Below are 22,896 nucleotides of genomic sequence, written 5' to 3' on the forward strand. Positions count from 1 at the left end.
CTCCTTTAGTAAAGAAAATTTTTAGTTAACGTAAGCAATTCCTGTTCACTTAGTTCACCCTTGACGGTGTGTACAACTTTTCCGTCTTTCACAAATAAAGTTGTTGGTAATGTTAATATTTCATAGACTTCTTTTAGTTCTCCATTCCGATCCAACAAAATAGGAAACGATAGATTAAATTGTGCTAAATACCGGTTAACTAGTTTCGTTGGTTCCTCCACATTCACCGCAAACAACTCGATATTTTGTGCTTGCAGTGTTGCGTAAGCTGCTTCAAACGCCGGCATTTCCCGCTCACATGGAGGACAATACGTTGCCCAGAAATTGAGAATGTAGCTTCCCTCTGAAGGAATGGTGACTTGTTGACCAGTAGGCGTCAGAAGTTCAATATGATCGATTTTTGCTTCTGCATGACCGCTCGTTACGTTTGATAAAATGGCGTAACTGAGCCCGATAATTAGTACAATAACAAGGGCTAGCTGTGTAGCTTTTTTCATTTCAGCGTAACCTCCACTTCAGGCATTTCATGTAATTCCCCGTAGCTGACATGCGAGATGATTTTATAGGTACCTTGACCATCAAAGCTCGTTTCAATTGAATAAAGTCCCTCGCCTTCATTTGTAGGCGTTACGGTTCCAATCGAAGTACCATCCGGATTGATCAATTCAAACTCAATTTCTACCCCGCTGCTAATCGATTCGTTATTGAGTGTTACATGTGAAGTGATTTTCACTGGCTCAAAGGCTTCCACTTCTTGTTCTGATGCCTTTATCGTCACTTCAATTGTTTCAGCAGACGGTGCGCTACAGCCGGCAAGCAGTAATACGAGTAAATAAAGTAATTTCTTCACTTACTATCCGCCTTTAAATTCGTCCAAAACAGCAGACGTTTTTTAATCTTTTCAAAGGCGATCATGACCGTGACGATAATAATACTGTTAAATATAATGCCGGCTAACACATAGTGGTATTGTGAAAAATCACTGTAGTATTGAATGAAGAACCCCATTCCCGATGAAGCACCGAACATTTCAGCAATCGTTAATATGAGGAAGCTCATTGCCAATGACGTACTAGCACCACTTAAAATATGAGGTGCACTCGCTGGTAAAACGACTTTCAATAAGAATGTTGGACCTTTTAAACCAAGTGATTTTGCATTATCCAAATAATGTTTTTCTATTAAAAGAACTCCGTGAATCGTTCCTAAGAACACGGGCCAAAATGCGCCAATAAAAATAAGAGACATCGATGCTGTTTGAAACGTCGGTAAAATTGCGATGACATATGGAATAAACAATGTCGGAGGAATCGGGCTTAATGCATGGAAATATGGCATTAACACTTCTCGCGATCTTCTGTTTAATCCGAAGAACAGCCCCCCTACAACTCCTATGATTAATGCTCCGAAAAATCCTGGAATGAGCAGCTTCATCGAACTCACAACACCGTTTAAAAGTTCGCCGATTTTTACACTAAATGACTGGATAACCGTTATTGGCTGAGGGAATATAACCGGATTAATCCACGTTGCATATTTTGTGACGATTGCCCAAACCGCAATGAATATAATTCCTATCAAAATAGTAAGATTATAGCGTTTAAAAAATGTGAGCATTCACTCTCACTCCCTACTTAAATGTTCTGTTCATTGAAACGAACTAATTGCTCTTTGTAATACGAATCGTCCGGATACTGTTCGATTAATTCACTTAATGCTTTTTCATAAAGATCGATATTGACATAGTCATTCACATCAATGTCGTCAACATTTTCTACATAGCCAATTTCCTTCATTTGTTCCCACATTTGAACAACCTTTTCTTTACTAGGATCTGAAGAATAATGGGAATGTGATTCATTAACAATTTTATTAATTACCTCTTCATCAACGTTCATATATTCTTTCGCAGCGGTAATGGCAGCTTCAGGATCTTCAATTTTTTTACGCTCTGCACGGATTATTGCTTTTAAAAATCGCTTATACGCTTCGCCATCGTCTTCAGCTAATAATTCTGAACGAGTTACAACACGGCAACAAACATGACCTTCCTGTAAGTCATTGCTCCAGGCAACTGCTTCTAGCCCCATCTCAACCCCCTGTGCATAAAATGAGTTGGCAGATACGGCAACATCCACTTTCCCGGATGCAACAGCTTCAAGTAACATACTACCTGTTTTAAATTCAATAATTTCCAAGTCTGTTTTCCAGTCAATGCCTGCATCTTCAAGCGCTGATCGGAACACGATATCCGAAGTGAAAATACGGATTGTACCGACTTTTTTTCCTTTATAGCTTTCAAGAGATGTATACTGTCCGGCATTTTCCTTTTTCGTTAATATCGGATGACCGCCTTCCAAATGTCCTCCGATAATCGAAAAATCAGAGCCATTGGCGATAAATGTTAAGGGACCTGCAGTACCAAATGTTAAGCCAACATCAATTTTCCCAGCCTGCAAAGCATTTAGCCCATCTGCTGAATTCGCAAAGCCTACCCGATTCACCTCGATGTTTTCCTCTTCAAAATAACCTTCCTGGTGGGCTATATCGACTAACACTCCACCCGCAGATTGACTTAATCCAACAGTAATTTCATAATCATTCGACGCCTTGCCTTGTGAAATTTGCTTTTCATCCCCGCAGGCACCAAGTATCCCTGCCGTTATTGCTAAAGATGCCAGCCATTTCAGTTTACTTTTTTGCATTATCCATCCTCCTAAATTCCTGCTCCATCAGTTATTTCTGTTTTTAAACTGTTAACGATTTGCTCATTCATTTCGTTTAATAATGATTCCCGGAATGCCCGGAATTGCGGGTCCTCAAAGAGTTTTTGACGATTTGTTCCTTTTTTCTGAACCGGTACTTCGATGCTTTTTGTAACTGCACCGTTTTTTCCAGGGGCAAAAATGATAATTCTGTCCGCTAAGTAAATCGCTTCATCGACATCATGTGTTACAAAAACTACTGTGCGCTTTTGCTCAGCACTAATTTGAACGATTAAATCCTGTAGCTTTATACGAGTTACCGGATCCAGTGCCCCGAATGGTTCATCCATTAACAGTAAATCTGATCCGAAACTTAAAGCTCTTGCAATAGCTGCACGCTGCTTCATGCCGCCTGACATTTGACCAGGATACTTTTTAATGGCATGCCCTAAATTAACGAGTGTTAAATATTGTTCTGCAATATGCGCGAGCTCTTTTTTCGGCATTTTCTTATTGCGCTGTTTTAAGGCAAGCATGACATTGGATTGTGCAGTCAGCCAAGGGAATAACGAGTAATCCTGAAATACTACACCACAATCCGGGTGCGTTTGCCTCACTGATTTTTCATCAATTACAATGTCACCGTCGGAAAACGGCTCCAGTCCAGCAATCATCCGAAGTAATGTGCTCTTCCCGCATCCAGAAGGTCCCATAAATACAAGGAATTCACCTTCTTTTACTTCAAGCTGGATATCATTGAGAATTTTTGTCTTATCATCGTAGCTAAAATCAATATTGTGCACTTTAATTTTTGTTTTTTTATGAGTCTGTTCCAAACTTGGTAATTCAGGTTCTTGCACTTGGCGTTCTAATAGTTGAACCATTAAATCACTCTCCCAGTAAAAATTTTTTACCTAATGCTTGAAGCGATGTATCAACTGGAACATGCAATGTCATCGTTCGAAGGTTGCGCCAATAGCGATCAAATCCATAATGACTCGCTGTAGACCGGCTTCCCATCACTTCAAATATTTTCGAAGTAATATCTAACCCAACCTGCGTTGTAAATATTTTTGCTGTCTGTAGGGCATTATCCAGCTCACTTCGGTCGTTTGCTGTTATCGTTTCAGGATGATCCCATAGCTGCTGCAATAATTGATCCGCTTTTTTTACAACCAAATTCGCTGCTTCAATCTGTACAAAAAACTGACCGTAGTGATGTTGAATGATGGGATCTTCAATTGCTGAAGTCTGTGTCATTGAACGCGGTCTTGTTTGTTCTCTTGTATAAGAAAGCGCTGATTTCAATGCACCTTCTGCAATACCAAGATATACATGGTTTAACACAAATGTTGCAATATTTAAGCGGAGCTGTGAAAACTCGCTTGCATAAAAACCGCGTTGCAATACTTCTGAAGGAAGCACTTCCACCTGCTGAAATTGTATGGACCCACTATCAGTTTGCCGTTGCCCCATATTATCCCAGTCTCCATTTATTTCTACACCTATCCGATTACTCGGAATAACGGCCAACAAAGGTTCATTTTGGCCATCCAGTAAAGCCGATACTAATAAAATATCCGAATCGACACTGCCTGAACAAAATGTTTTAATCCCGTTTAATACATAACCAGTCGGAGTTCTTTCAGCTTTTAGCTTAATATCTACTGGATTGAAAGCATTTCCCCAAAAGTAATTATGCTTAGCTGTCTCTCTGTAATAGTGATCCTTTTGCTGCGTAGTTCCACATAAATGCGGTGTAACTAGATTAATAAAATGGTAACCAAACACATGTGCAAGCGAGCTATCTACACGGGCGAAAGTTCTTATAACATTAAATACATCATGCCAATTACCACCTAAACCACCGTATTCAGTCGGAATTATAAGTTTTAAAAGCCCGCTTTCTCGTATTAAATCCCGCTCGTGCTTTGCATTACCCCCATCTTTATCCCGTTTCACTGCAGTTTTCGCAAACTGAGCGGCGAGTTGAAGGGCTATCTCTTCAAAGTGTGCAACTGCTGTCATCGTACCTGCTCCTTTAAATAAGTCATAGAATTTTCTTGCAATTCAGTAATCTTAATTCGTAAGTTTACAGACGCATTTACCCAAAGTCAATAGCGAATTTAAACAATTCATACAGGAATAATATGTTTTTAGCGAATCAGTGTATTAAAACGCTTTACAATGTAATTTTTAACAGTTATTTAATTTTAATGGTGCTTTGCATGCCAATCGCTCTTCATCTGCAGAATTATTTTATTACCGGCAAATTTACTCGAGTAACCCAATCATGTATAAACCTTTCTTGATGTGAGTTCAAATGAGGCAGATTATTTCGTGAAAAGAACCGATGCTCGTGACTTTCCTCCGTGCTTTGAAGTAACTCACCAGAAAAACAATTTGAATAAAAAATGATCTGCACACTAAAAACTTTATCGCCATTTTGATATTGTGAGAATCCCTCTTCACCTGAATAAAGACCAAACAACTTTAATTGCTCGACTTTTAACCCTGTTTCTTCTAAAGTTTCACGCATAGCAGTTTCATAAAAAGTTTCCCCTGGTTCCATAACGCCACCCGGAATTCCCCAAACATCATGATCTTTTCGATGTTGTAATAAAATCTGATTATCTTTTTCAATAATAATGCCGCAGCCTACAGTCATAAGCATTTCATTTCCTATTAGCTTCCGCATTTTTTGTATGTAATTCATAATTCCCTCCTTGAGTCTCTTTCTTATTAAGTTGGAAGATGCATTCTATAGTTACCGAGAAAGAGTTGAAGTTGTGTTCGATATTCTAATCAAGCGGTAATTAAATCTTACCTATAAATATTCCTATATTTTACCATATGGTAATCAATAAAATAGGCACTATTATTGGTATTTAATGGTATAATTTTGTAATCACATTTAAAGGAGAGAGGAATATGACAGTCATTACTTTTACGATCATCAAAGAATCGGAGGGTATGTTGGTTTAAAATAGTTTTGTCACTTATTCTCCGATTTGAGAGTTAACATTACTCGATAAATTCGGAGGTCATTAAATTGAACATTAAAACTGCTTACTATGTAATGACGAGTTCTCGCTCGTTTTGTATTCAAATTGTTTTTACACTAAATGCTATTTACTATGTATCGCAAGCAGGTCTAAATCCATTGCAGTTAGTATTACTTGGAACAATTATGGAGTTGGCCATTCTTTTTTTTGAAATACCTACTGGTTTAGTTGCTGATATTTTTGGACGTAAAAAATCACTAATTATTGGGACTTTCATTATCGGGTCAGCTCATCTTTTAGAAGGTAGTATTCCTTCATTTTGGGCAATTGCGATGGGTGCTGCTTTATGGGGCATTGGATGGACGTTTATTAGTGGCGCAGAAACGGCTTGGATTGCAGATGAATTAGAAAATAAAGAACTTGATATTACTTTATTAAAAGGAGCGAAATTCAGCTCGCTAGGTAGTTTCTTGGGCATCATTATGAGTGTGCTGATCGCTATTGTTTTTACAGTGCAAATAGCCATATTACTTGCGGGTGGCTTCCTTATTTTAATTGCGATTATTTCGATAAAAGTTATACCCGAAACAAAATTTATAAGTATAGTGAGTGAGGACTCTTCTAGTATTCAACAAATGAATGGAGCGCTAAAAGACAGTCTTTCACTAATTAAAGGAAATAAAATATTAATTAGTCTTGCGGCAATTACGTTATTTACCGGTTTTGCTAGTGAGGGTTTTGACCGACTTTGGGGTCCTCATTTTATTGAAGGCTTTGAAATGAATGAAGAACATGCAATTTATTGGTTTGGTGCTTTTTATGCAGTTGCTTTTTTACTAAATATTGGCTTACTTAAAATTATAGAAACATATGTAAAAGAGCGTTTTGCCATTATTTTAGTGTTACTTAATAGCTTGCTTGTAATTGCGATGGTATACTTCGCAATTACTGAACTGTTTTTAGTAGCGGCAATTTTATACTGGGTAATCGCATCACTTAGAGCAGTGAACTATCCATTAATAAGTGTCATGACGAACAAACAACTACATTCACAAGGTCGAGCAACTACGCTTTCGTTGTACGGTCAATTGGATGCGTTTGGCCAAGTAGCTGGTGGACCATTAGTTGGCATAATTGCACTTTATACATCGCTGCAAGGTGGAATTATCACCTCTGCTCTTTTAATTATGCCTACATTATATTTTTTATGGAAATTAAGAAAAATCGCTTAATCACCTATGAATGATTATTAATACAGAACTTTTTAAACTATTACAGAGAGTTAAATAAGCGGAGGATTTCCCCTTATTTAAAAAAATATGTTCGTTTCACTGAAAATACGGGTAGAAATTCCGCTTATGTACACTAATACCAGTACCTTTGATGTTTATTCTAATCAATAGACGGAATTCCTCCCCTTATTTTGGTGCTTTTTTAATTTATTTACTTAATAAGCGGAATTTCTCCTTCTATTTTTAACAAGGGTTAGTCCTAATAAAAACAATTAATATTTTTCAATCTTAATTGTCATTTTTACTTTCTCTTCGCCCGTTGTTTCTCTTTCAGAAATATTTTTAATCGAATCTTCAACTAGTTGTTGAATTTCCGTACCATCAATATTAGTATCCTTCGGGAAACCTACTGATACTGTATATCCATCAGCACCACCAATTTTATTACATCCAACTAACAAGATTTAACAAAGAACACTTAAAAAAGTCACGAAATGCTGCTTCACCAGCGTTTCGTGACTTTCCTGTTCCTCTTATGTAATCCCTGTTACTGCATTACTTGATAATAAAAATAAATATTATAGATTGCTGGGACAAGCAGCGCAAAAGCGAGCGATAATACAGCGCCCCACTTGTTATAATTTAAAAGCTGCTCGTTGCCGCTTCTCATATGCTGTAAAAAAGAAAGCGTAAAATATAGACAGCTTATTAAGAAAATCGGCGTCACAAAGGATATCCATATTGCCGAATTAAATTGATTCATCATTTCCATAAAATCACCTCATTTTCCAGTATACTGTAAGTAGCACTAAATGTGACTACAAAATAAAAAAGCGCACACCTTTTCATAACGGGTTCGGAATCGGAACACGGGGGAAAAACATTAAATAGCATACAAATTGGGGACGCAACTCGCATATGAATTGGCGTCTTTGTTTTTGTTGCTATATCAACGTTATGACTTGAAATTTGGGTGAATCTGTATAGCAATTAGCAAGGTAATTCACAACACCGCATAATATTAGGTGCTGTTGCGAATTACAGTGCTAATTCTGATGCTAATAAGCAAGTTAATTGGATGTCGGGAAATCACTTTGAAATTAACTGAATACATTGAAGGGAACAAATTATTTTATGATAAAATAGAGATATACGAAGTCGGCTTGCTCAACAAACGGAGTCAGATTATGTGGGAGTTTTTTGATAGAACGAAAGTCAAATTTCACCAGGAGGTGCTCATTTGGAATCGAATAAACGATACACTTGGAAGAGCTATGTCTTTTTAATCACAAGTGTTTTAAGCGCTATATTTATGCTTTTATTGGACCTGATTTTGACTGCGACAGGTGGAAAATTCACAGGGGCTTGGCTTTTGTTAATATTATTGAGCTTAGTCGTTTCAGTGGTAATAGGCATCATTGCTTTATTCTCAAAATCGGAAGGGAAAATTATACCTATAATAGCAAGTGTTTTGACTGTAATTAACGTGAGCATAGTGGTTTTTTTCCTATGGTTCGGTGCTAATTTTGCAACTAGTTTATAATACAGTTAACGGACGGGATTGTTAAAGAAGTCACTATAATAGAATATGGCAAGTAAAAACGCACAGACAACCCTGTGCGTTTTTTAATTTTCAGCATTTTCTCCCCATCAACCGAACCCGTTAACCTTTTCATGATGTGCACCGCAAAAATAATGTTAATTCGATTTTAAAAAACTCGGATCCATATAGGCTGGATTTGGGTATTTGTAGAAGCCTTCACCTGTTGAAATGCCCATTTTGCCTTGATCAATCATTTCACGTTTTATTTTGTCGGCAACAAATTTTGCAGCCGGGTCATGCTCTGCACGCATTAAATTCAGGTTATATGGTGTTTCCATTCCAACGATATCATAAATGGCAAATGGTCCACGAGGTGAGCCCGTTGAAATCATCCAGTTTTTATCGATTGTATGCGGATCGGCATTATCCTTTACCCAAAGCTCCATTGCCGCAGATAAAAATGGAACTAGTAATGTGTTTAGAATGTAGCCAGGCTGCTCTTTTTTCAGCACAAACGGAATCATGCCGATTGCACGGGCGAAATCCGCCACCTGCTCCACGTACTTTGTATCTGTTCCCGGGTGTCCCATTATTTCGGCAGTATTGTTTTGCCAAATGGAGTTGGCAAAGTGCAATGCAAGGAATTTTTCAGGACGACCTGTATACGCTGCAAATTGGCTTGGCAAAAAAGTAGAAGAATTTGAAGCAAATACTGTTTTCTCAGGCGCTACTTTCCCAAGATTTTCATAAAAACTCTGTTTAATTTCGATGCGCTCTGGTACTGCTTCTACTACGATGTCCGCATCTTTTGTTGCCTCCGCTAAATCAGTGAAAAACTTCAGACTGCTGAATGCTTTTTCAGCACGGTTAGTATCATTAAAATACTCACCATATGTTGTTTTTAATGTTGCCATACGCCCTTTTGCTGCCTCAATAGCTCCAGAATTTATATCATAAACACTTACATTAAAGCCGAAAAATGCGGACTGAAATGCTATTTGACTCCCTAAAACACCACTACCTGCAATCGTTACATTATTAAAATGCATAAAAACCGCTCCTTTTAGTAAAATCATTTCTAATATTCAAGAATAATTTATCTATTTTAAGGCGAGTTAACGGTATTATATACATATAAAGAAATGTTAATTTAAGGAGAATTGATGGAGGGATTATTTGAAGAAATATGGATTAAGCTTAGGAGTCATGTTCGTTGTAGGCTTTACAGTTTTTTTATTTTACTTTAAACAGCCGACTTCCATTATGGAATCGCTTCCTGCGGTTATTGTCGGTGAAGAATTTGAAAATGCTGCACTCTTTGAAAGAGAAACTATTAATTTAAACCAAGAACAAAAAAAGCAGCTGCTTGAGCTACTTGACGAAGAAAATTATCGAAAAAAATTAATTCCTAACTTGCCAAATACTAAAAAAGAAATTGTTTTTGACCTGTATCTCACAGGGGCCGATCGTTCATTTTTTCTATATATTGATTCAATAAAGGAAGTCATTCTTATTGAAAATAATGGGAGGCTAGAACCATTTACTATTATAGATGCTCGTGACCTATTAGCCTTTGTGGAAAGTTTAAAATAACGGGGGGTTGTCAAACGATATGACGCCCCTCCCCTAGTTTTCAAATAAATTATTGAATATCCACATGCAAAAGTTCAGTGAATAGGAAATCTTCATAGTCATCAAAAATAAAGGTCCATGGCATTGAAGTATTTGGAGGAATATTCAGTTTTGGAATGGTGAATGCTTTTGCAAAAACACCCTTAGCTGTTGTGCAGGTAACTTCTCTATTTTGAAAATTTAGCACTTCTTCACTTCTATTATGAATGAGTACTGTTAGGAGCAGCTGCTGCCGATGATTTAATGCTTTTCGTACGAAGCAGCACGAAATCTCATCCGTTTCTTCATCTTTAGAATGATGAAATAATTGTTCGATACTGAGGCGGTCTTGTTTTGCAATCGTTTTATCCCATGCCGCTTCAAATTGTAGTTTTTGTACGATAATAACCTCTCCTTCCCGTTTTTTCAGCAAATAAGCTAGAATACAACCATTCTTACAACATCCGTGTTACAGTAGAGTAGAATCTTAAAAGATAGAAGGCGAAAAAATGATTGAAATAAAAAATTCCCCAATTAGTGAGGGAGAATATACTCGCGGTGTTTTTGCGCAAGAAGCAATACCGGAAGGCACTTTATTCCACCAGGCTCCTGTCCTAAGTTACCCGAATGAGCAGCATAAACATATTGAAAAAACCAGTCTTGCAGATTATGCATTTGAGTTCGGTGTAGGCCGATCTGCGATATTATTAGGCTACGGGATGTTATTTAATCATTCTTATACGCCAAATGCTACGTATGAAATAAACTTTGAAAATGAAACATTCGATTTTTTTGCCTACAAAGATATTAAAGCTGGCGAAGAAATTTTTATTAATTATAATGGTGATATCGATGATAATGATCCATTATGGTTTAATAAAGAAGAAGAATAAGTATGGTATCGAGAACTGTCTAAAGGTAACTTTAAACAGTTCTTTTTTCAATTTTCTTTAAAAAATCTAAAATATCTTCTGCTAGCAAATCACGTTCTTTTCCTAATGAAATAAGATGTCCACTATTTTTATATAGCTTTTTGCAGACAATATTTCCGTTAACCCTCTGTTCGATTAAATCAATGCTCTTATGAAATACCCCTTCATCCAACCCGCCCTTTGCTAAAAACAACGGCTGCTTCATCGCGTGTACTTCCTTTCCGGACTGGACGATAAATTGCTGAAAGGCAATGAATTTTTCGATAGGTCTTGGAAAGTGTTGACTCATAAACTCCTGTATTTCATGTTCCGTGCTTCCATTATTTTTTAAATACCGCTTTGAAAAATGGGCCGCCCTTTTTTCTAGCTCTGCCGCTGGACGTTCCAATATAGGCGAGGAAATAATGCAAACTGCTTTAATTTGCGGAAATTCATTGGCCAAGCGAATACTTAACACACCACCTAAAGACTGACCAATCAAATAGATTGTTTCATATTTTTGCTCAATTAGATACTTAACAGCCTCTCTACTGCCGGCTGCTACTTTTTCAATGGAACTTGCAAATAGATGCTCAGGTGTAGCACCGTGTCCTGCCAGGTTTGGTGCATAGCATGTATAACCTTCCTCATGAAGCTCTTTTGCTAAATACTGCATTTCCTTCGCATTACTTGTATAACTATGTAAAAGTAAAACCGCTTTTTCGTTGCCCCGTAAAAAGATATTTTCAACCAACTGCATCGTAATCTCCTTTATGAATAGTTCAAATTATTATAGCATAGCACCCATCTATTACTTATCTTATTTGGATTAATAGGTTTTCAAAACCGAAATGATGAAAATGTTTCATGTTTCAGCTACAATGATGGGTGAGTGAAAAAAACTTGAAAGGAGAATCATTATAATATGAAAACAATATTATTATCGATTCTAGCTGCACTAGTTTTATTCGTTCCAAATGCTGCAGCACATACTTATTTGGATACGACAAAACCGGAAAATGGCGAAGTTGTTGTAGAACCGCTGCAATCTATTTCGCTTACATATGCCGGTAAAATCGAACAAGGTAGCACATTTAAAGTCATTACAGCTAATGGCGAGCAAATGGAAACTAGCAATATGACTTTAGTAGATGGTGTGTTAACTGGTAGTTTTGATAACCCTTTACCGAATGGTGATTATACAGTTCAGTGGAACAGTATAAGTGAAGACGGACATCCATTATCAGGAGAGTTTTCTTTTACTGTCAATGCACCTGAAACAGAGGAAGCTGAAGAGAACGTTGAGCAGGCTGAAGTAGAAGATTCGGCACAAGTTGATGTATCTGAATCTGAACCCGTAAGTGTAGAGGATGATAAAAATAATATGCCGTTGCTGGTCGTTGGCGGTATGTTACTAGCTATTATTTTCATTAGTATAATAATACTTTTAGCACGGAAAAAGACTAAATGATAGCTATAACGATTTTTAGCCAATTTCTGCTCTATATAGGCTTATCGATTTTAATGGGGACATTTATTCTAAGCTGTATCCCCACTTCGTTACGTCCGCAAGTTTATATTTCAAAAAAATGGTTAATAATCAGTACGATTGCTTTACTTATTGTATCGTTTGTTCCTAATATACAATTGCTTACGATATTAACGCCACAATTCGGCTTTTTCGACTCAATATGGATGCTGCTTTCGAAATTTAAAGTCGGGCATTCATGGCTTGCCATCGTTGGCTTCACGATTATTTTACTATTAATCGTTCGAATGTATGTAAAACATGAGTCGAAGCTTAGTGCTGTTATGGGCATTTTAGTCCTTATCGCAATTATGGCTGCAATTGGCTATATTAGTCACGCAGGATCGATGTCAGGCATTGTTGGTTCCATTTTCGACTTTGTACATTTGCTTGCTGTAAGTGTTTGGCTTGGTATTTTAATCATGATTAGCTTCTTCTCAAAAGACGCGGCTAATTGGGAAGCTTATTTAAAATGGTTTTCACCGGTCGCGCTTGTGTCTCTTACAGCAATTGCATTAAGCGGTGTGATGATGACTGAAGCGATTGTCCCTGGCTATGTAACAAGCTGGTCAAGCAATTACGGGCAATTTTTATTTATTAAACATGCATTGCTTGTACCCCTTACCGTAATCATTTTGGCCAATGCGCTATTAATTAAACTGAATATAAAAAAGCCGTTATTTGAGCCTCGTACGTGGGTTACAATGGAGACTACTTTATTGATCATTATTTTGTTTATTACTGCGCTGTTCAGTGAACAACAGCCACCAAGCTTTACTGTACAGGATATTTCACCATTTTTTGAGCTTTTTTATAGTAGCTCGATTGAGACAGGCATGCGGGCATATTTGCAAATGACTGGAATTGGCTTAGGCTTTTTCTTACTTACCGTCCTATTTATTGGTCTGGTCATTGTAAGCTATATTAAACAGCTTCCTATTATTATTTCAGCAGCTATGACATTCGCTGTTGCTTTATGTTTTTATATGGGCTTTATGTCGATTGTGTTTTTTAAATGATTTACAACTGAAGTATATGGCAATATCGAAAGGGGCTAGGATAATCCCCTCAACTTCAAAAACCGTACAAATTTTACGCTGAGTAAAGTTTGTACGGTTTTATTATTGTGTCTCCTTTGTAGACGTTGTTCTCCGTTACGGCGGACGCTTTCCTGGGGGCACGAGGCCAACACGATGTTGGTCACAAAAGCGTTGCCACAGGACGTGGCGTTTTTAGCTTTTGTTCCCTTCGCTCTCCCTCGCGCTGTCCCCCTGGGAGTCGCCGCCTTCACTGCGAACAACTTAATTTCTTCAATTTCAAGTAGATCTATTAATATTGTACATTCTTATTAAAAATTTAATTATCTCCGTCTAAAGAAATGTCCCTATTTCATACTGCCTAATCCTCTTAAGCAAATTTCTTATTTCGCATATAGCGAATGAGCGATGCGATAATTAATATTATCGTTAATGCGATTGTTCCGTATTGCATTGTAGTGTCGTCTGTTTTGACAGCGATACCGATTAATGCCCAAACAATTACTAGTACAAAGAAAATATCATGGGATAGCGCAACTGCCAAATAGCCGAGTATGACTGCTACTGCTACAAGTACAAGAGAACCGACTACTTCCGAAATACCAAGGTCCACATTGTAATATTTTAATACGTAGCTCATATTGGCGATGGTTGCCACTGAAATCCATGATAAATAAAATGAAAATGGAAAACGTTCTGATAAGCCTTTTTCTGTATTTTTGTACTGCAAATATATCGTGATGAGCGTGAACAGTAATAAAAACATGACGATAATAGATAAAATAAATTGCTCATAATGCCAACTAAATAACCAAGTAATATTAAATATACAACTTAAAACAAATAAAAATCCGACTTTTGATTTGAAACGGTTTTCTTTCACTTTTTTGTAAATGGCAATTAACCAAATTACTAATAATAGATAAATAAGCGACCAAATCGAAAATACATAGCCAGCTGGTGTAAAGAGTACATCAAGCCTATTCGAAATTTCAGCTGCTGTCACTCCGTTTATTGGTAGTGTATTGGATAATGCATTGACGACAATTACGGCAATCAACGCAATCCACATGACAATATATAACCCCATAAAGTCTCACCCTTTTTCTATAAGATTAGGTATCCATACCCTACCTGATAAAAAAGTATGCGACCGTTCCAGGCTTTATAATTAAACCCCATTTAAAATATAAAAAAATCGATTAAATGCCCAAGTAGCAATTAATCGATTTTTATTATTTACTGTTTTTCAAATGCAAGTTTCATGCCAAATCCGATTAACACAGCTCCAGTTAACCCTTCAATAGCTGATTGTGTAGCTGGTTTTTTCATGAAATTGCGGATTTTGTTTAATAAGAATACATAAACAGCAAACCATACAAACGTGAGTACAATGTAAATAATACCCATTGTTAAGAACGGCCAAAATGGCTCACTGCCTGCTGATAAAAATTGCGGTAGAAATGTCAGGAAAAATACCGCCACCTTAGGATTTGTAATATTCGTTACCAACCCTTGCTTGAAATAGGAATTCCCCTTTGCATCGATAGTCGGAACTTCATCGATCTCTGTTTTTTTCACACGCATTGCAAGCAATGTTTTGATACCCAAATAGCATAGGTAAGCGGCACCCACATACTTTAACACTGTAAATGCTACGGCAGATTTTACGATAAGGGCTGATAATCCGGCAACCGCAGCAATCGTATGAACGGTTAAGCCTACACATGATCCGAGCATCGTCTGAAAGCCGCCCTTTTGTCCATTGACGATTGTATTTTTCGTTACAATGGCTGTATCAGGACCCGGCAAAATAATCAACAGCACACATGCAATAATAAAGAATACGATATTCTCCATTTCCTCACCTTCGTTTTCTAAATTTTTAGTTATTTTAACATAATTAAGACGAAGGAAGCTACATACATTTTATTTTTGTTGGCTCATCACTATAGAATATAAAGGAATATTTTACCGTTATTTGAATGATGTAGATTATTTTTAGGATAAATAAGGTAACGTTTTACCGTTATTTTAAATAAAATCATGAAATCCCATGTTTTTTAGGTCAATAACGGAATTTCTTTCCCTTATTTTCTCTATTTTTTATGTTATTTTAAAAATAATGGAAATTTATTCCTTTATTTATCTCATTAGGCAACCTATTTTTTTGTTAGTAAGCTGATTTTGTCAGCAGCTTGATCTATTATGACATCTGCTTTTACCTGACCATTATAGGAAATATACATTACGGCATTTTCTTTTACGAAAATAAATTCTTTAACTTTATCTCCTTCATGAATTAACAGTTGATCAAATTTTTCATGTGTTGTTTCTGTAAAAATCTTTTTATCATTGCTTTCATTATTACTTTCTTTTATTAAATCTTTAACTAAAGGATCTACAAGAAATTGAAAACGTAGCTGATAAATATTTGAGTATATTATTGATGTGTAACTGTTATAGGGATCAGTCCATTCCCCCGTTTTTTCTTCACCATTCTCTACAGTCTCATATATGATTGGGGCAAAAGCACTCCAATTAACGCTAACATAGTTACCCCATTCCTTTCTTACTAAATTCGGATTATTTTCAATCGACTCCAGTCTGACAATCGGTAATGACGTATCCTCCCTCGGTAACGTCAAATGATCCATTTTAGTTATTTGGTAAATCGGGATAATTATAGAAATTATTGCAATTACGATATTAAATATATAGGAAATCTTATTATATAAAAAAGAGAGTTCCCAAGGTTTATGATGATCGATCAATTCACCTTCTATAAACTTTTTACGTACTCGAGTAATTCCCCACCAGCTTTTAAAAGCAGATATTATATATAAGGAATTAAATACAGCTAAAAATAATGTAGCTTCTAAGGACCCGTCAATTAAAAGCAATATTTTGGTATTATCAAGGAACCAAAATCTGTATAATATGAAAAGTATTAATGCTACTCCTCCTACTGTTACAAGTAGATTCAGCAGCATTTTTCTCTGAAGTGATTTTAATACAGCGATATATTCTACCGAATGGACTTCTACCTCTTTCGTCTTTCTTTCAGTCGGGGCTGCAAAAATATGAAAGTAGCGGTCACTCGCTATATAATCCCAGCCATTTTCCTTATATAAATCGATTTTGTCATTTGAAATATATTTATCCTTCGCCAGTTCCAATCGGTATTCCATTTGCTTTCGTTCGCCTTTTTTAAACTTAGCAAAATGGGTACCAATATCATATATATGGAGGCCTTGTTCGGACATATCCGAAAACCAACTCTCATGTTCTCCAACTTTCCAAAAATCAGCAGGTCTTAACTTGCGTACAGTTTTCGTCATTCTTTAAACCTCCTTCTTCTGGATCTGTTCTACTTAAATAATTGACCGATTACTTTAGGTATCATCTGTATCATTTCAACAATTGAAAATGAATTCTCGACTTTATCAAACTTTTCTTCAGAATGATCTTTAAAAGGCAGTGGCTTAACTGTATCGCCCTGTATTGGTTCATAATCATCCTGAAACTGAATTCGAATCGATTTTGCTTCGTTCTTATTGGCTTTATCCATTACTTGAAAGTGAATGTGCGCTTCCGACGAATTGCCTGAATTCCCACATTGACCAAGCAGTTGCCCTTCTTTTACTGTATCCCCGGGTTTTACAACGATTGAATCTTTCTTAAAATGAGCAATCATACTGTACTCCTTATTAGGGTGGGCAATGACAATATAATTTCCTGCAGCGTTCGCTTCATCCATTTCCCCAGGTACACTATCTTTTATGTCTGAGACAACTGTTATTACTTCCCCTGCATATGGAGCTACAACATCTGCATTAAATGCATAGTAATTAGCATTCAATGTCGGTGAATCCATATAGCTTCTGCCATCTTTCATGATAATTAGATCATAGGCATAGCGCTGCTGTTCATATGGATAGTGGTAATTGACGAATTCATTCGTACCGCCCCAAAATACAAACCATTCCTGTTCAATGGGCATACGATATTTATTTTTCGTAAGTTTCTGATCCGTTTCGGGAAATGTAACATATGGCTTTAAATAAAGACTTTGAATGACATTTTCCACATCAAATGCAGCGACGATTGCTTTTTTCTTCTGATCATCCAGCCAGACAAATTGAGTGATGTCATCGTATTGAAATTGATGGGCAATTTCATAGTGTGTTACACCTTTATTGTATTCCTTCCCAACTTCAATAAAATCATCAAAAGATATTAAAGTATGGAAATCGGCAGTAGTAGCGTTATAAATTGTTTCAAATTCATTATTGATAAAATATGTACCAAACGAAAGTGGATCCTGAATAGACATAACAATCCCTCCTAAAAGTTCTTTATATATGTACGATTTGAGTCCCACATTCGTTTCAAAATAATATTAAGATCCTAGATCAATAAAAAGTGTTAGTTAAAATAAATTAACATTAAACCGTTGATTTCCATTCCGGGACCGATGCTTTCTCCGGGCACGGCTCCAGCTAACTAAATTATGCCTACAACGGCAGGCACAATTTAGTGGATCTTCCGCGCGTGCGGTTCCCGGTGGAGTCACGGTCCCTCCATTCCAATCAACTTATTCGTCGCTTTAAATAAAGTGAGCACGATATCTACAATGACGAGTAATAAAATCAATAAACGTGAACAACTGTTCCTGCTAAGCATCTAGATGAAATTTATAATAAAAAGGCAAGAGGTTTCTCGAAATCTTTTGTCGGAAATCTGTATTAGATATTATCTTTTTTAGCAAGCACTTCTATTTTTTGTGCGACATTTTCTATTAGATGATCAACGTCCGCATAACCGTAATACCGCACGTACATGACTACTTTCCCTTTAGCAGCGACTATTTGTTTCTTTCCTTCCTCTTCATATACGAGTAATTCATCTAGTGTGGCATGATCTATTTCTAAGTACGAATCTATTTCCTCTTCATACGAATTCCACTTAATAAGATCGGATATTAATGGAGCTGCAAAAGCTTGAAAAGTGAGTTCATAAACTTCCGTTGAAATACTAGGTGAATATGGGCCGCTTTCATCTAACCACGTCCTCCCCTCTACGATACCACTTTCATCTACTTCATACTGCACAGGTGCAAAAATCCCCCAATTCGTCGAGTAGCGGTTTGCCCAATCCACTTCATCAATATAATATTCATCACGTTTAAGCAATGGATTTTGTTCAATATCAGCCAAACGGACAATCGGTAAGCCTATATCCTCTTGTGGCAGAGTATAAGTATCCATCTTTATTAATTGCATCACTGGCAATATAGTACTGACAAGCGCTACTCCAAAAAATATAAACGGAAGAACAGAATTTTTATGCAAACTATTTTGCCATGGGGCATGATGGTTTATTGCTTTTCCTTCCTTTAAATCTCTTTTTAATGAACGGATTGCCCTTGCTGCACCTATAGAGTAATACACATAGTAAAGAAGGATGATACCCATGATACTTTGCTGAATCATACGACCTTCTACTAATCGTAAAACTGGTGTTCCATCCAAAAACCAAGTAGCGCTCAGCAGACCGATTGATAATGGTACTATCAATGACATTGCGATTAAATTAACGAGAAGAATTTTACTTAATTGCTGTAACGTATAAGCCTGTTCCGCCGGGTCTGTATGTATTTCGGGTGCATTGCTCTCTTCCGGCGATGAGAAGACATGAAAATATTGATAGCTTGTTACATGTTCCCAGCCATTCTCTTCATACAAATCTATTTGTTCATACGAAATGGATTTTTTCTTCGTTACTTCCATGCGATACTCAATCCGATTCGGCTCCCCTTTTTTAAAATGAATAAAATGAGTCCCTATTTTATGAAGGTGCAGCCCCATTAAAGACATATCGGAGAAATAGCTTTCATGCTCACCGATGCGCCAGTATTCAGATGGTCGAATTTTACGTACAATTTTACTCATCGTTTCCCTCCTCTAAAATGCGGCTGTCATAAATTAAAGACTTCAACCTCTCGTACTCCACACGTAATGCCTGCTCGCCCTCTTTCGTAATTTCATACGTTTTTCTTCGTCCATCATCCTTTGCCAGAACAATTAAACCGTCCTTTTGCATACGTGAAAGAACTCCGTATAATGTGCCTGGTCCCATTTTTAACCGTCCGCGCGATACATCTGTAATTGATTGCATTAATTGGTATCCGTGGTTTGGACGTATTAACGCTAATAAGACGTAATACATTGCCTCTGTCATCGGTCCACCATTATAGGACATGTCCATCACTCCTTTTTATTATGTGTCGCGATATATCGTATAACATAATAGTAAAGTATGCGGAAATATTTGTAAACTTTATTTTTAATTGTAACTTTCAGGGGGTTAACTCCGTCTAACAATTATGGAGGGATTATTATATGAAAAAAATAATGTTACTCGTTTTATCACTGACTATTACATCAACGCTACTTTTTGGTTGCCAAACAAATGAAAGCAATACAATAAACAGTAGTGAAAATAAACCTAAACAGCAGTCCGAGGTAGAAGAGATTCCAACAATAAAAATCGATGGGGAAATTAAAGAAATTAGTATTTCAAAAACTAATGGAAGCAACAAAATTGTTCTTGAAGATAGTTCTATTGAGACGTTAAAAACTATAATTATGAGTGGTATAAAAGTAAATGGCATAGCGGATATGACTAATCCAGAATATTATATGAACATTATTTATGAGAATGGAAATGTACAATATTTTCATCTATGGATACATGAAAAAGGTGAAACAAGTACTTTGATGAACACCGAAGATACCCATACAGCTTATACAGTTGGGAAAGAAATGACGGAAAAATTAATTGAGTTTATTAAATAGCATACTTTCATGCTAAAATTCCAAGTAAAAAAGCTCAGATTTACTCTCTGAGCATTTTTACTGTTAAACTAAAACATCAATTAATTTAAAAAGAATTAAGTGCTGCTTTTCATAACCTTATTAGCACCTAAAATGATTAACAGGATTAACATTACAGAAAAGACTAAAGCCCATATACTTCCTTCTCCGAACAATGTAGTTAATACGACATCAAACGTAGGAACCCCCATCGCATACAGTAATGGCACTCCTAAAACTGTTGCAGTAATACCGATTACGAAATTTAAAATAAGATTTCTTTTCTTACTATCCATAATTTTCACCCACCTTGTAAAACAAATTTAACATATATTTACAAATTATTAGTGAATTATTTCAATTAATGGATATTCTCTAATAATCCCAGAACCATTTCCCACTTCTTTTAGCACTAGTTTTAACAAAATTACATAAATTTATGTTTTTACTTTAATTTATAAACACATTGAGGTGCCATTTCGGTCGGTAAATTACCTTAAATACCGATCTAACAATAAAAATAGGGACATAATTCATCTTACGAATTAGTCCCCAATTGTTTTGTTATTTAATAGGTTCTCCCCATCAACCGTACATGAATTTAATTTCGTCTCTTTTTTTCTTTATACTACTAAGTAATTTGTCATTAGTTTGATAATGAAATTTTCATTATTACATTTTTAATGAATGCTGCTCCGGTTGCTACCATTATTGATACGGCAATAATTACTACCCCTGCAACTGCCATGATTGGCGGGAATGCATTTGCCGTATCAAGTATAATAAATCCTGCTACGTACAAAGCGATAATTATGAATGCACAATATTTAATATAATTTAACCCTTTTATAATGCTGCTTGAAAATAATGATTTGCGTTCAATCACATAAATCATACTCACTGACTCATAAAGCGCATAAAAAAATGGGATTGCTGTTGCGTATAATCCAAGTAAAATAGGATATTGCAAGTAGGCGACTTCCGGATGAACAGTAGCTGCTTCCTGGGCAAGGATAGGTAAAAGATATACACATAAAAACAATACGATTATGCCAATCACTACAATACCTAAACTTAAAAGAATAGAATTAATTCTCTTCATAGTGTCCTCCTTATTTTCCAATGTTTTTCATTTAAACGAATTATCTTGATGAAGGTTTCCGTAATCAAATTGTTCCCCTTCTCTTTTTAAAATGTTTTTTACTGTCATTTCAATTAGAGGAGGAGTGAATCAAGCCACTATATTGCATCCCGTTTTGTTTCTTCAGGTAAGTGCCAATGTAATTCATACACATAGCGCTTAATCAATTCAAACAAATTTTTATCAAACTTTACTATAAATGATCGAACTTAATCATTAATTATAAGTTAAAAGCGAAGTAGCTCCTTGTTTAAGGTACTACTTCGCTTTTATTTTTGGAAATCCATATTATATGTATATTTTTAACGTTCCTAATTTTTATAATTCGGAAGCATACTTGTTTAACTCTTTACTCATAGATTCAATCTTAGTCATAATGTTTGAAATTTCGTCAGTAGAGGATGCTTGTTCACGTCCAACAACCACAACCTCTTGAATAGAAGCTGTAATCTCATTCACGGAATTTTGGATGTTCGTTAGTGTTTGTCTTATTTTTTCTGTTGAAGAAACGGTTTCAAAAGAAAGTTTTCTTATTTCATTAGCAACTACTGTGAAGCCAAGACCTTTATCCCCTGCCCTTGCTGCTTCAATAGCGGCATTTAACCCTAAAAGGTTTGTTTGATCAGCAACTCTCTTAATGAAATTTAATACTTCATCTGTATTTTTCACTTCTTCCATTGCATGAGTGGATTGTTCTAACAATTTATCACTGATTTTTGAGAGACCTTCTGAGCTATCTGTGATTGATACAACACGGTTATTAGCTTTTTCAAGTGATTGTACAATCTCATCTGAAATCGCTCTAAGTTGTTTTTCATTTTGTTTTTGTAATTGAATCGCTAGTGCTCCAATTACCTGACCATTATCTAATATAGGTGCAGCTATGCCGGTAAAAGGAAGTCCAAAGAACTCCGGTGGAACTTCATCCTGTATTAATTTGTTGTTTTTAATACAATCTGCTAGAGGTTCTTGTGGATTTATTTTAGTACCTGGTCTCGCTCCTATATCTATTTTTCGCCCTGGAAAGTAAGCGATCCATTCTTCTGTATCAGTTAATCCGATAGCTAAGTCTGGTAACATCGAATGGAATAAAGGTAAGACATCTAAATAGTTTTGTAACGTCGGATGAATAGCTGTGTTTGAATTGAGTTTATACATTGTTGTTCTCCTTTGAGTAATTGCTAATTTTCATCTTGTCAATGCTTTTGAAAAAAACGCTGCTTGTAATTATTGTATTTCTTTAAATAACATAACACGGTTTTAAAATATACGCTACATAGGTCCTATAAAATAATATTCTGGGGA

28 protein-coding genes are annotated in these 22,896 nt (G+C 36.1%); 7 read left to right on the plus strand and 21 right to left on the minus strand.

Going from position 1 to position 22,896, the window contains the following annotated elements; all coding sequences use genetic code 11:
* Positions 1 to 5 precede the first annotated feature (5 nt).
* From MKY13_RS09605 to MKY13_RS09635, 7 genes are all read right to left on the minus strand, one after another.
* Entirely contained in the window at positions 6 to 497 is a 492-nt protein-coding gene (locus tag MKY13_RS09605) for a redoxin domain-containing protein (RefSeq protein ID WP_191698863.1), read from the minus strand.
* Complete coding sequence (locus MKY13_RS09610; RefSeq protein WP_191698862.1) at positions 494 to 850, minus strand: FixH family protein; 357 nt, start codon at positions 848 to 850, stop codon at positions 494 to 496. Before MKY13_RS09610 ends, MKY13_RS09605 begins: the two co-directional genes overlap by 4 nt.
* Positions 847 to 1,617 (minus strand): ABC transporter permease subunit, encoded by a 771-nt coding sequence (locus tag MKY13_RS09615; protein WP_191704492.1) that lies wholly within the window; start codon positions 1,615 to 1,617, stop codon positions 847 to 849. The genes MKY13_RS09610 and MKY13_RS09615 overlap by 4 nt, the downstream gene beginning before the upstream one ends.
* Positions 1,618 to 1,634: 17 nt before the next feature.
* Positions 1,635 to 2,705 (minus strand): ABC transporter substrate-binding protein, encoded by a 1,071-nt coding sequence (locus MKY13_RS09620; RefSeq protein WP_191704491.1) that lies wholly within the window; start codon positions 2,703 to 2,705, stop codon positions 1,635 to 1,637.
* An 11-nt stretch (positions 2,706 to 2,716) separates the two neighbouring features.
* Positions 2,717 to 3,589 (minus strand): ABC transporter ATP-binding protein, encoded by an 873-nt coding sequence (locus tag MKY13_RS09625; RefSeq protein WP_339216794.1) that lies wholly within the window; start codon positions 3,587 to 3,589, stop codon positions 2,717 to 2,719.
* A gap of 4 nt (positions 3,590 to 3,593) precedes the next feature.
* Positions 3,594 to 4,733 carry an acyl-CoA dehydrogenase family protein gene (locus MKY13_RS09630; protein WP_339216796.1) on the minus strand — a complete coding sequence of 380 codons (1,140 nt, stop codon included), beginning with the start codon at positions 4,731 to 4,733 and terminating at the stop codon, positions 3,594 to 3,596.
* A gap of 226 nt (positions 4,734 to 4,959) precedes the next feature.
* The gene (locus MKY13_RS09635) at positions 4,960 to 5,421 is read right to left on the minus strand and encodes an NUDIX domain-containing protein (RefSeq protein WP_191698857.1); all 462 of its coding nucleotides are present in this window, start codon (positions 5,419 to 5,421) and stop codon (positions 4,960 to 4,962) included.
* A gap of 336 nt (positions 5,422 to 5,757) precedes the next feature.
* Between MKY13_RS09635 and MKY13_RS09640 the strand changes: the two genes are divergently transcribed.
* A complete protein-coding gene (locus MKY13_RS09640; protein ID WP_339216798.1) occupies positions 5,758 to 6,942 on the plus strand; it encodes an MFS transporter in 1,185 nt (394 codons plus the stop codon).
* 272 nt (positions 6,943 to 7,214) lie between these two features.
* On the opposite strand, the gene MKY13_RS09645 is transcribed toward MKY13_RS09640, so the two are convergent.
* Both MKY13_RS09645 and MKY13_RS09650 read right to left on the minus strand, forming a co-directional pair.
* Positions 7,215 to 7,403 (minus strand): hypothetical protein, encoded by a 189-nt coding sequence (locus MKY13_RS09645; protein ID WP_225231111.1) that lies wholly within the window; start codon positions 7,401 to 7,403, stop codon positions 7,215 to 7,217.
* An 86-nt stretch (positions 7,404 to 7,489) separates the two neighbouring features.
* On the minus strand, positions 7,490 to 7,708 hold the full coding sequence (locus MKY13_RS09650; protein ID WP_339216801.1) for a hypothetical protein: 219 nt from the start codon (positions 7,706 to 7,708) through the stop codon (positions 7,490 to 7,492).
* A gap of 474 nt (positions 7,709 to 8,182) precedes the next feature.
* On the opposite strand from MKY13_RS09650, the gene MKY13_RS09655 reads away from it, so the two are divergent.
* Positions 8,183 to 8,485, plus strand: coding sequence for a hypothetical protein (locus tag MKY13_RS09655; RefSeq protein WP_191698855.1), 303 nt, complete (start codon positions 8,183 to 8,185; stop codon positions 8,483 to 8,485).
* A 155-nt stretch (positions 8,486 to 8,640) separates the two neighbouring features.
* Here the strand turns inward: MKY13_RS09655 and MKY13_RS09660 are convergent, their stop codons facing one another.
* Positions 8,641 to 9,534 (minus strand): 3-hydroxyacyl-CoA dehydrogenase, encoded by an 894-nt coding sequence (locus MKY13_RS09660; RefSeq protein WP_191698854.1) that lies wholly within the window; start codon positions 9,532 to 9,534, stop codon positions 8,641 to 8,643.
* A 127-nt stretch (positions 9,535 to 9,661) separates the two neighbouring features.
* On the opposite strand from MKY13_RS09660, the gene MKY13_RS09665 reads away from it, so the two are divergent.
* Positions 9,662 to 10,078 carry a hypothetical protein gene (locus MKY13_RS09665; RefSeq protein ID WP_191698853.1) on the plus strand — a complete coding sequence of 139 codons (417 nt, stop codon included), beginning with the start codon at positions 9,662 to 9,664 and terminating at the stop codon, positions 10,076 to 10,078.
* Positions 10,079 to 10,127: 49 nt separating this feature from the next.
* Here MKY13_RS09665 and MKY13_RS09670 read toward each other — a convergent pair whose 3' ends face one another.
* Positions 10,128 to 10,529 carry an SLAP domain-containing protein gene (locus tag MKY13_RS09670; protein WP_225231109.1) on the minus strand — a complete coding sequence of 134 codons (402 nt, stop codon included), beginning with the start codon at positions 10,527 to 10,529 and terminating at the stop codon, positions 10,128 to 10,130.
* Between the two features lie 76 nt (positions 10,530 to 10,605).
* On the opposite strand from MKY13_RS09670, the gene MKY13_RS09675 reads away from it, so the two are divergent.
* Positions 10,606 to 10,989 carry an SET domain-containing protein gene (locus tag MKY13_RS09675; protein WP_191698852.1) on the plus strand — a complete coding sequence of 128 codons (384 nt, stop codon included), beginning with the start codon at positions 10,606 to 10,608 and terminating at the stop codon, positions 10,987 to 10,989.
* Positions 10,990 to 11,020: 31 nt separating this feature from the next.
* Here the strand turns inward: MKY13_RS09675 and MKY13_RS09680 are convergent, their stop codons facing one another.
* The gene (locus MKY13_RS09680; protein WP_191698851.1) at positions 11,021 to 11,767 is read right to left on the minus strand and encodes an alpha/beta fold hydrolase; all 747 of its coding nucleotides are present in this window, start codon (positions 11,765 to 11,767) and stop codon (positions 11,021 to 11,023) included.
* A 165-nt stretch (positions 11,768 to 11,932) separates the two neighbouring features.
* Between MKY13_RS09680 and MKY13_RS09685 the strand changes: the two genes are divergently transcribed.
* Positions 11,933 to 12,478 carry a copper resistance protein CopC gene (locus MKY13_RS09685; protein ID WP_191698850.1) on the plus strand — a complete coding sequence of 182 codons (546 nt, stop codon included), beginning with the start codon at positions 11,933 to 11,935 and terminating at the stop codon, positions 12,476 to 12,478.
* On the plus strand, positions 12,475 to 13,554 hold the full coding sequence (locus MKY13_RS09690) for a CopD family protein (protein ID WP_339216806.1): 1,080 nt from the start codon (positions 12,475 to 12,477) through the stop codon (positions 13,552 to 13,554). The genes MKY13_RS09685 and MKY13_RS09690 overlap by 4 nt, the downstream gene beginning before the upstream one ends.
* A 388-nt stretch (positions 13,555 to 13,942) precedes the next feature.
* On the opposite strand, the gene MKY13_RS09695 is transcribed toward MKY13_RS09690, so the two are convergent.
* The 6 genes from MKY13_RS09695 to MKY13_RS09720 form a co-directional block, all read right to left on the minus strand.
* Positions 13,943 to 14,662, minus strand: coding sequence for a TspO/MBR family protein (locus MKY13_RS09695; RefSeq protein WP_339212235.1), 720 nt, complete (start codon positions 14,660 to 14,662; stop codon positions 13,943 to 13,945).
* Between the two features lie 149 nt (positions 14,663 to 14,811).
* A complete protein-coding gene (locus MKY13_RS09700; RefSeq protein WP_339212236.1) occupies positions 14,812 to 15,432 on the minus strand; it encodes a LysE family translocator in 621 nt (206 codons plus the stop codon).
* Positions 15,433 to 15,734: 302 nt separating this feature from the next.
* Positions 15,735 to 16,913, minus strand: coding sequence for a DUF2812 domain-containing protein (locus tag MKY13_RS09705; RefSeq protein ID WP_339212237.1), 1,179 nt, complete (start codon positions 16,911 to 16,913; stop codon positions 15,735 to 15,737).
* A 29-nt stretch (positions 16,914 to 16,942) separates the two neighbouring features.
* Positions 16,943 to 17,908 (minus strand): M23 family metallopeptidase, encoded by a 966-nt coding sequence (locus tag MKY13_RS09710; protein WP_339212239.1) that lies wholly within the window; start codon positions 17,906 to 17,908, stop codon positions 16,943 to 16,945.
* A gap of 412 nt (positions 17,909 to 18,320) precedes the next feature.
* The gene (locus MKY13_RS09715) at positions 18,321 to 19,526 is read right to left on the minus strand and encodes a DUF2812 domain-containing protein (protein WP_339212241.1); all 1,206 of its coding nucleotides are present in this window, start codon (positions 19,524 to 19,526) and stop codon (positions 18,321 to 18,323) included.
* Entirely contained in the window at positions 19,519 to 19,836 is a 318-nt protein-coding gene (locus MKY13_RS09720) for a PadR family transcriptional regulator (protein ID WP_191698843.1), read from the minus strand. The genes MKY13_RS09715 and MKY13_RS09720 overlap by 8 nt, the downstream gene beginning before the upstream one ends.
* 140 nt (positions 19,837 to 19,976) lie before the next feature.
* Between MKY13_RS09720 and MKY13_RS09725 the strand changes: the two genes are divergently transcribed.
* The gene (locus MKY13_RS09725) at positions 19,977 to 20,432 is read left to right on the plus strand and encodes a hypothetical protein (RefSeq protein ID WP_339212244.1); all 456 of its coding nucleotides are present in this window, start codon (positions 19,977 to 19,979) and stop codon (positions 20,430 to 20,432) included.
* A gap of 95 nt (positions 20,433 to 20,527) precedes the next feature.
* Here MKY13_RS09725 and MKY13_RS09730 read toward each other — a convergent pair whose 3' ends face one another.
* From MKY13_RS09730 to MKY13_RS09740, 3 genes are all read right to left on the minus strand, one after another.
* Complete coding sequence (locus tag MKY13_RS09730; protein ID WP_339212245.1) at positions 20,528 to 20,746, minus strand: hypothetical protein; 219 nt, start codon at positions 20,744 to 20,746, stop codon at positions 20,528 to 20,530.
* A 350-nt stretch (positions 20,747 to 21,096) separates the two neighbouring features.
* Entirely contained in the window at positions 21,097 to 21,552 is a 456-nt protein-coding gene (locus tag MKY13_RS09735; RefSeq protein WP_339212247.1) for a DUF2975 domain-containing protein, read from the minus strand.
* A 357-nt stretch (positions 21,553 to 21,909) separates the two neighbouring features.
* Positions 21,910 to 22,749, minus strand: a complete 840-nt coding sequence (locus MKY13_RS09740; protein WP_339212248.1) for a methyl-accepting chemotaxis protein — start codon at positions 22,747 to 22,749, stop codon at positions 21,910 to 21,912.
* Positions 22,750 to 22,896: the final 147 nt, after the last annotated feature.

The sequence above is a fragment of the Solibacillus sp. FSL W8-0372 genome (assembly GCF_037969735.1).
Classification (GTDB): Bacteria; Bacillota; Bacilli; order Bacillales_A; family Planococcaceae; genus Solibacillus; species Solibacillus faecavium.

Coding starts and splice junctions, on each gene's coding strand:
- MKY13_RS09605 (WP_191698863.1), bottom strand. CDS start 497: ATGAAAAAAGCTACACAGCTAGCCCTTGTTATTGTACTAATTATCGGG.
- MKY13_RS09615 (WP_191704492.1), bottom strand. CDS start 1,617: ATGCTCACATTTTTTAAACGCTATAATCTTACTATTTTGATAGGAATT.
- MKY13_RS09620 (WP_191704491.1), bottom strand. CDS start 2,705: ATGCAAAAAAGTAAACTGAAATGGCTGGCATCTTTAGCAATAACGGCA.
- MKY13_RS09625 (WP_339216794.1), bottom strand. CDS start 3,589: ATGGTTCAACTATTAGAACGCCAAGTGCAAGAACCTGAATTACCAAGT.
- MKY13_RS09630 (WP_339216796.1), bottom strand. CDS start 4,733: ATGACAGCAGTTGCACACTTTGAAGAGATAGCCCTTCAACTCGCCGCT.
- MKY13_RS09635 (WP_191698857.1), bottom strand. CDS start 5,421: ATGAATTACATACAAAAAATGCGGAAGCTAATAGGAAATGAAATGCTT.
- MKY13_RS09650 (WP_339216801.1), bottom strand. CDS start 7,708: ATGATGAATCAATTTAATTCGGCAATATGGATATCCTTTGTGACGCCG.
- MKY13_RS09660 (WP_191698854.1), bottom strand. CDS start 9,534: ATGCATTTTAATAATGTAACGATTGCAGGTAGTGGTGTTTTAGGGAGT.
- MKY13_RS09675 (WP_191698852.1), top strand. CDS start 10,606: ATGATTGAAATAAAAAATTCCCCAATTAGTGAGGGAGAATATACTCGC.
- MKY13_RS09680 (WP_191698851.1), bottom strand. CDS start 11,767: ATGCAGTTGGTTGAAAATATCTTTTTACGGGGCAACGAAAAAGCGGTT.
- MKY13_RS09685 (WP_191698850.1), top strand. CDS start 11,933: ATGAAAACAATATTATTATCGATTCTAGCTGCACTAGTTTTATTCGTT.
- MKY13_RS09690 (WP_339216806.1), top strand. CDS start 12,475: ATGATAGCTATAACGATTTTTAGCCAATTTCTGCTCTATATAGGCTTA.
- MKY13_RS09695 (WP_339212235.1), bottom strand. CDS start 14,662: ATGGGGTTATATATTGTCATGTGGATTGCGTTGATTGCCGTAATTGTC.
- MKY13_RS09700 (WP_339212236.1), bottom strand. CDS start 15,432: ATGGAGAATATCGTATTCTTTATTATTGCATGTGTGCTGTTGATTATT.
- MKY13_RS09705 (WP_339212237.1), bottom strand. CDS start 16,913: ATGACGAAAACTGTACGCAAGTTAAGACCTGCTGATTTTTGGAAAGTT.
- MKY13_RS09710 (WP_339212239.1), bottom strand. CDS start 17,908: ATGTCTATTCAGGATCCACTTTCGTTTGGTACATATTTTATCAATAAT.
- MKY13_RS09715 (WP_339212241.1), bottom strand. CDS start 19,526: ATGAGTAAAATTGTACGTAAAATTCGACCATCTGAATACTGGCGCATC.
- MKY13_RS09720 (WP_191698843.1), bottom strand. CDS start 19,836: ATGTCCTATAATGGTGGACCGATGACAGAGGCAATGTATTACGTCTTA.
- MKY13_RS09725 (WP_339212244.1), top strand. CDS start 19,977: ATGAAAAAAATAATGTTACTCGTTTTATCACTGACTATTACATCAACG.
- MKY13_RS09730 (WP_339212245.1), bottom strand. CDS start 20,746: ATGGATAGTAAGAAAAGAAATCTTATTTTAAATTTCGTAATCGGTATT.
- MKY13_RS09735 (WP_339212247.1), bottom strand. CDS start 21,552: ATGAAGAGAATTAATTCTATTCTTTTAAGTTTAGGTATTGTAGTGATT.
- MKY13_RS09740 (WP_339212248.1), bottom strand. CDS start 22,749: ATGTATAAACTCAATTCAAACACAGCTATTCATCCGACGTTACAAAAC.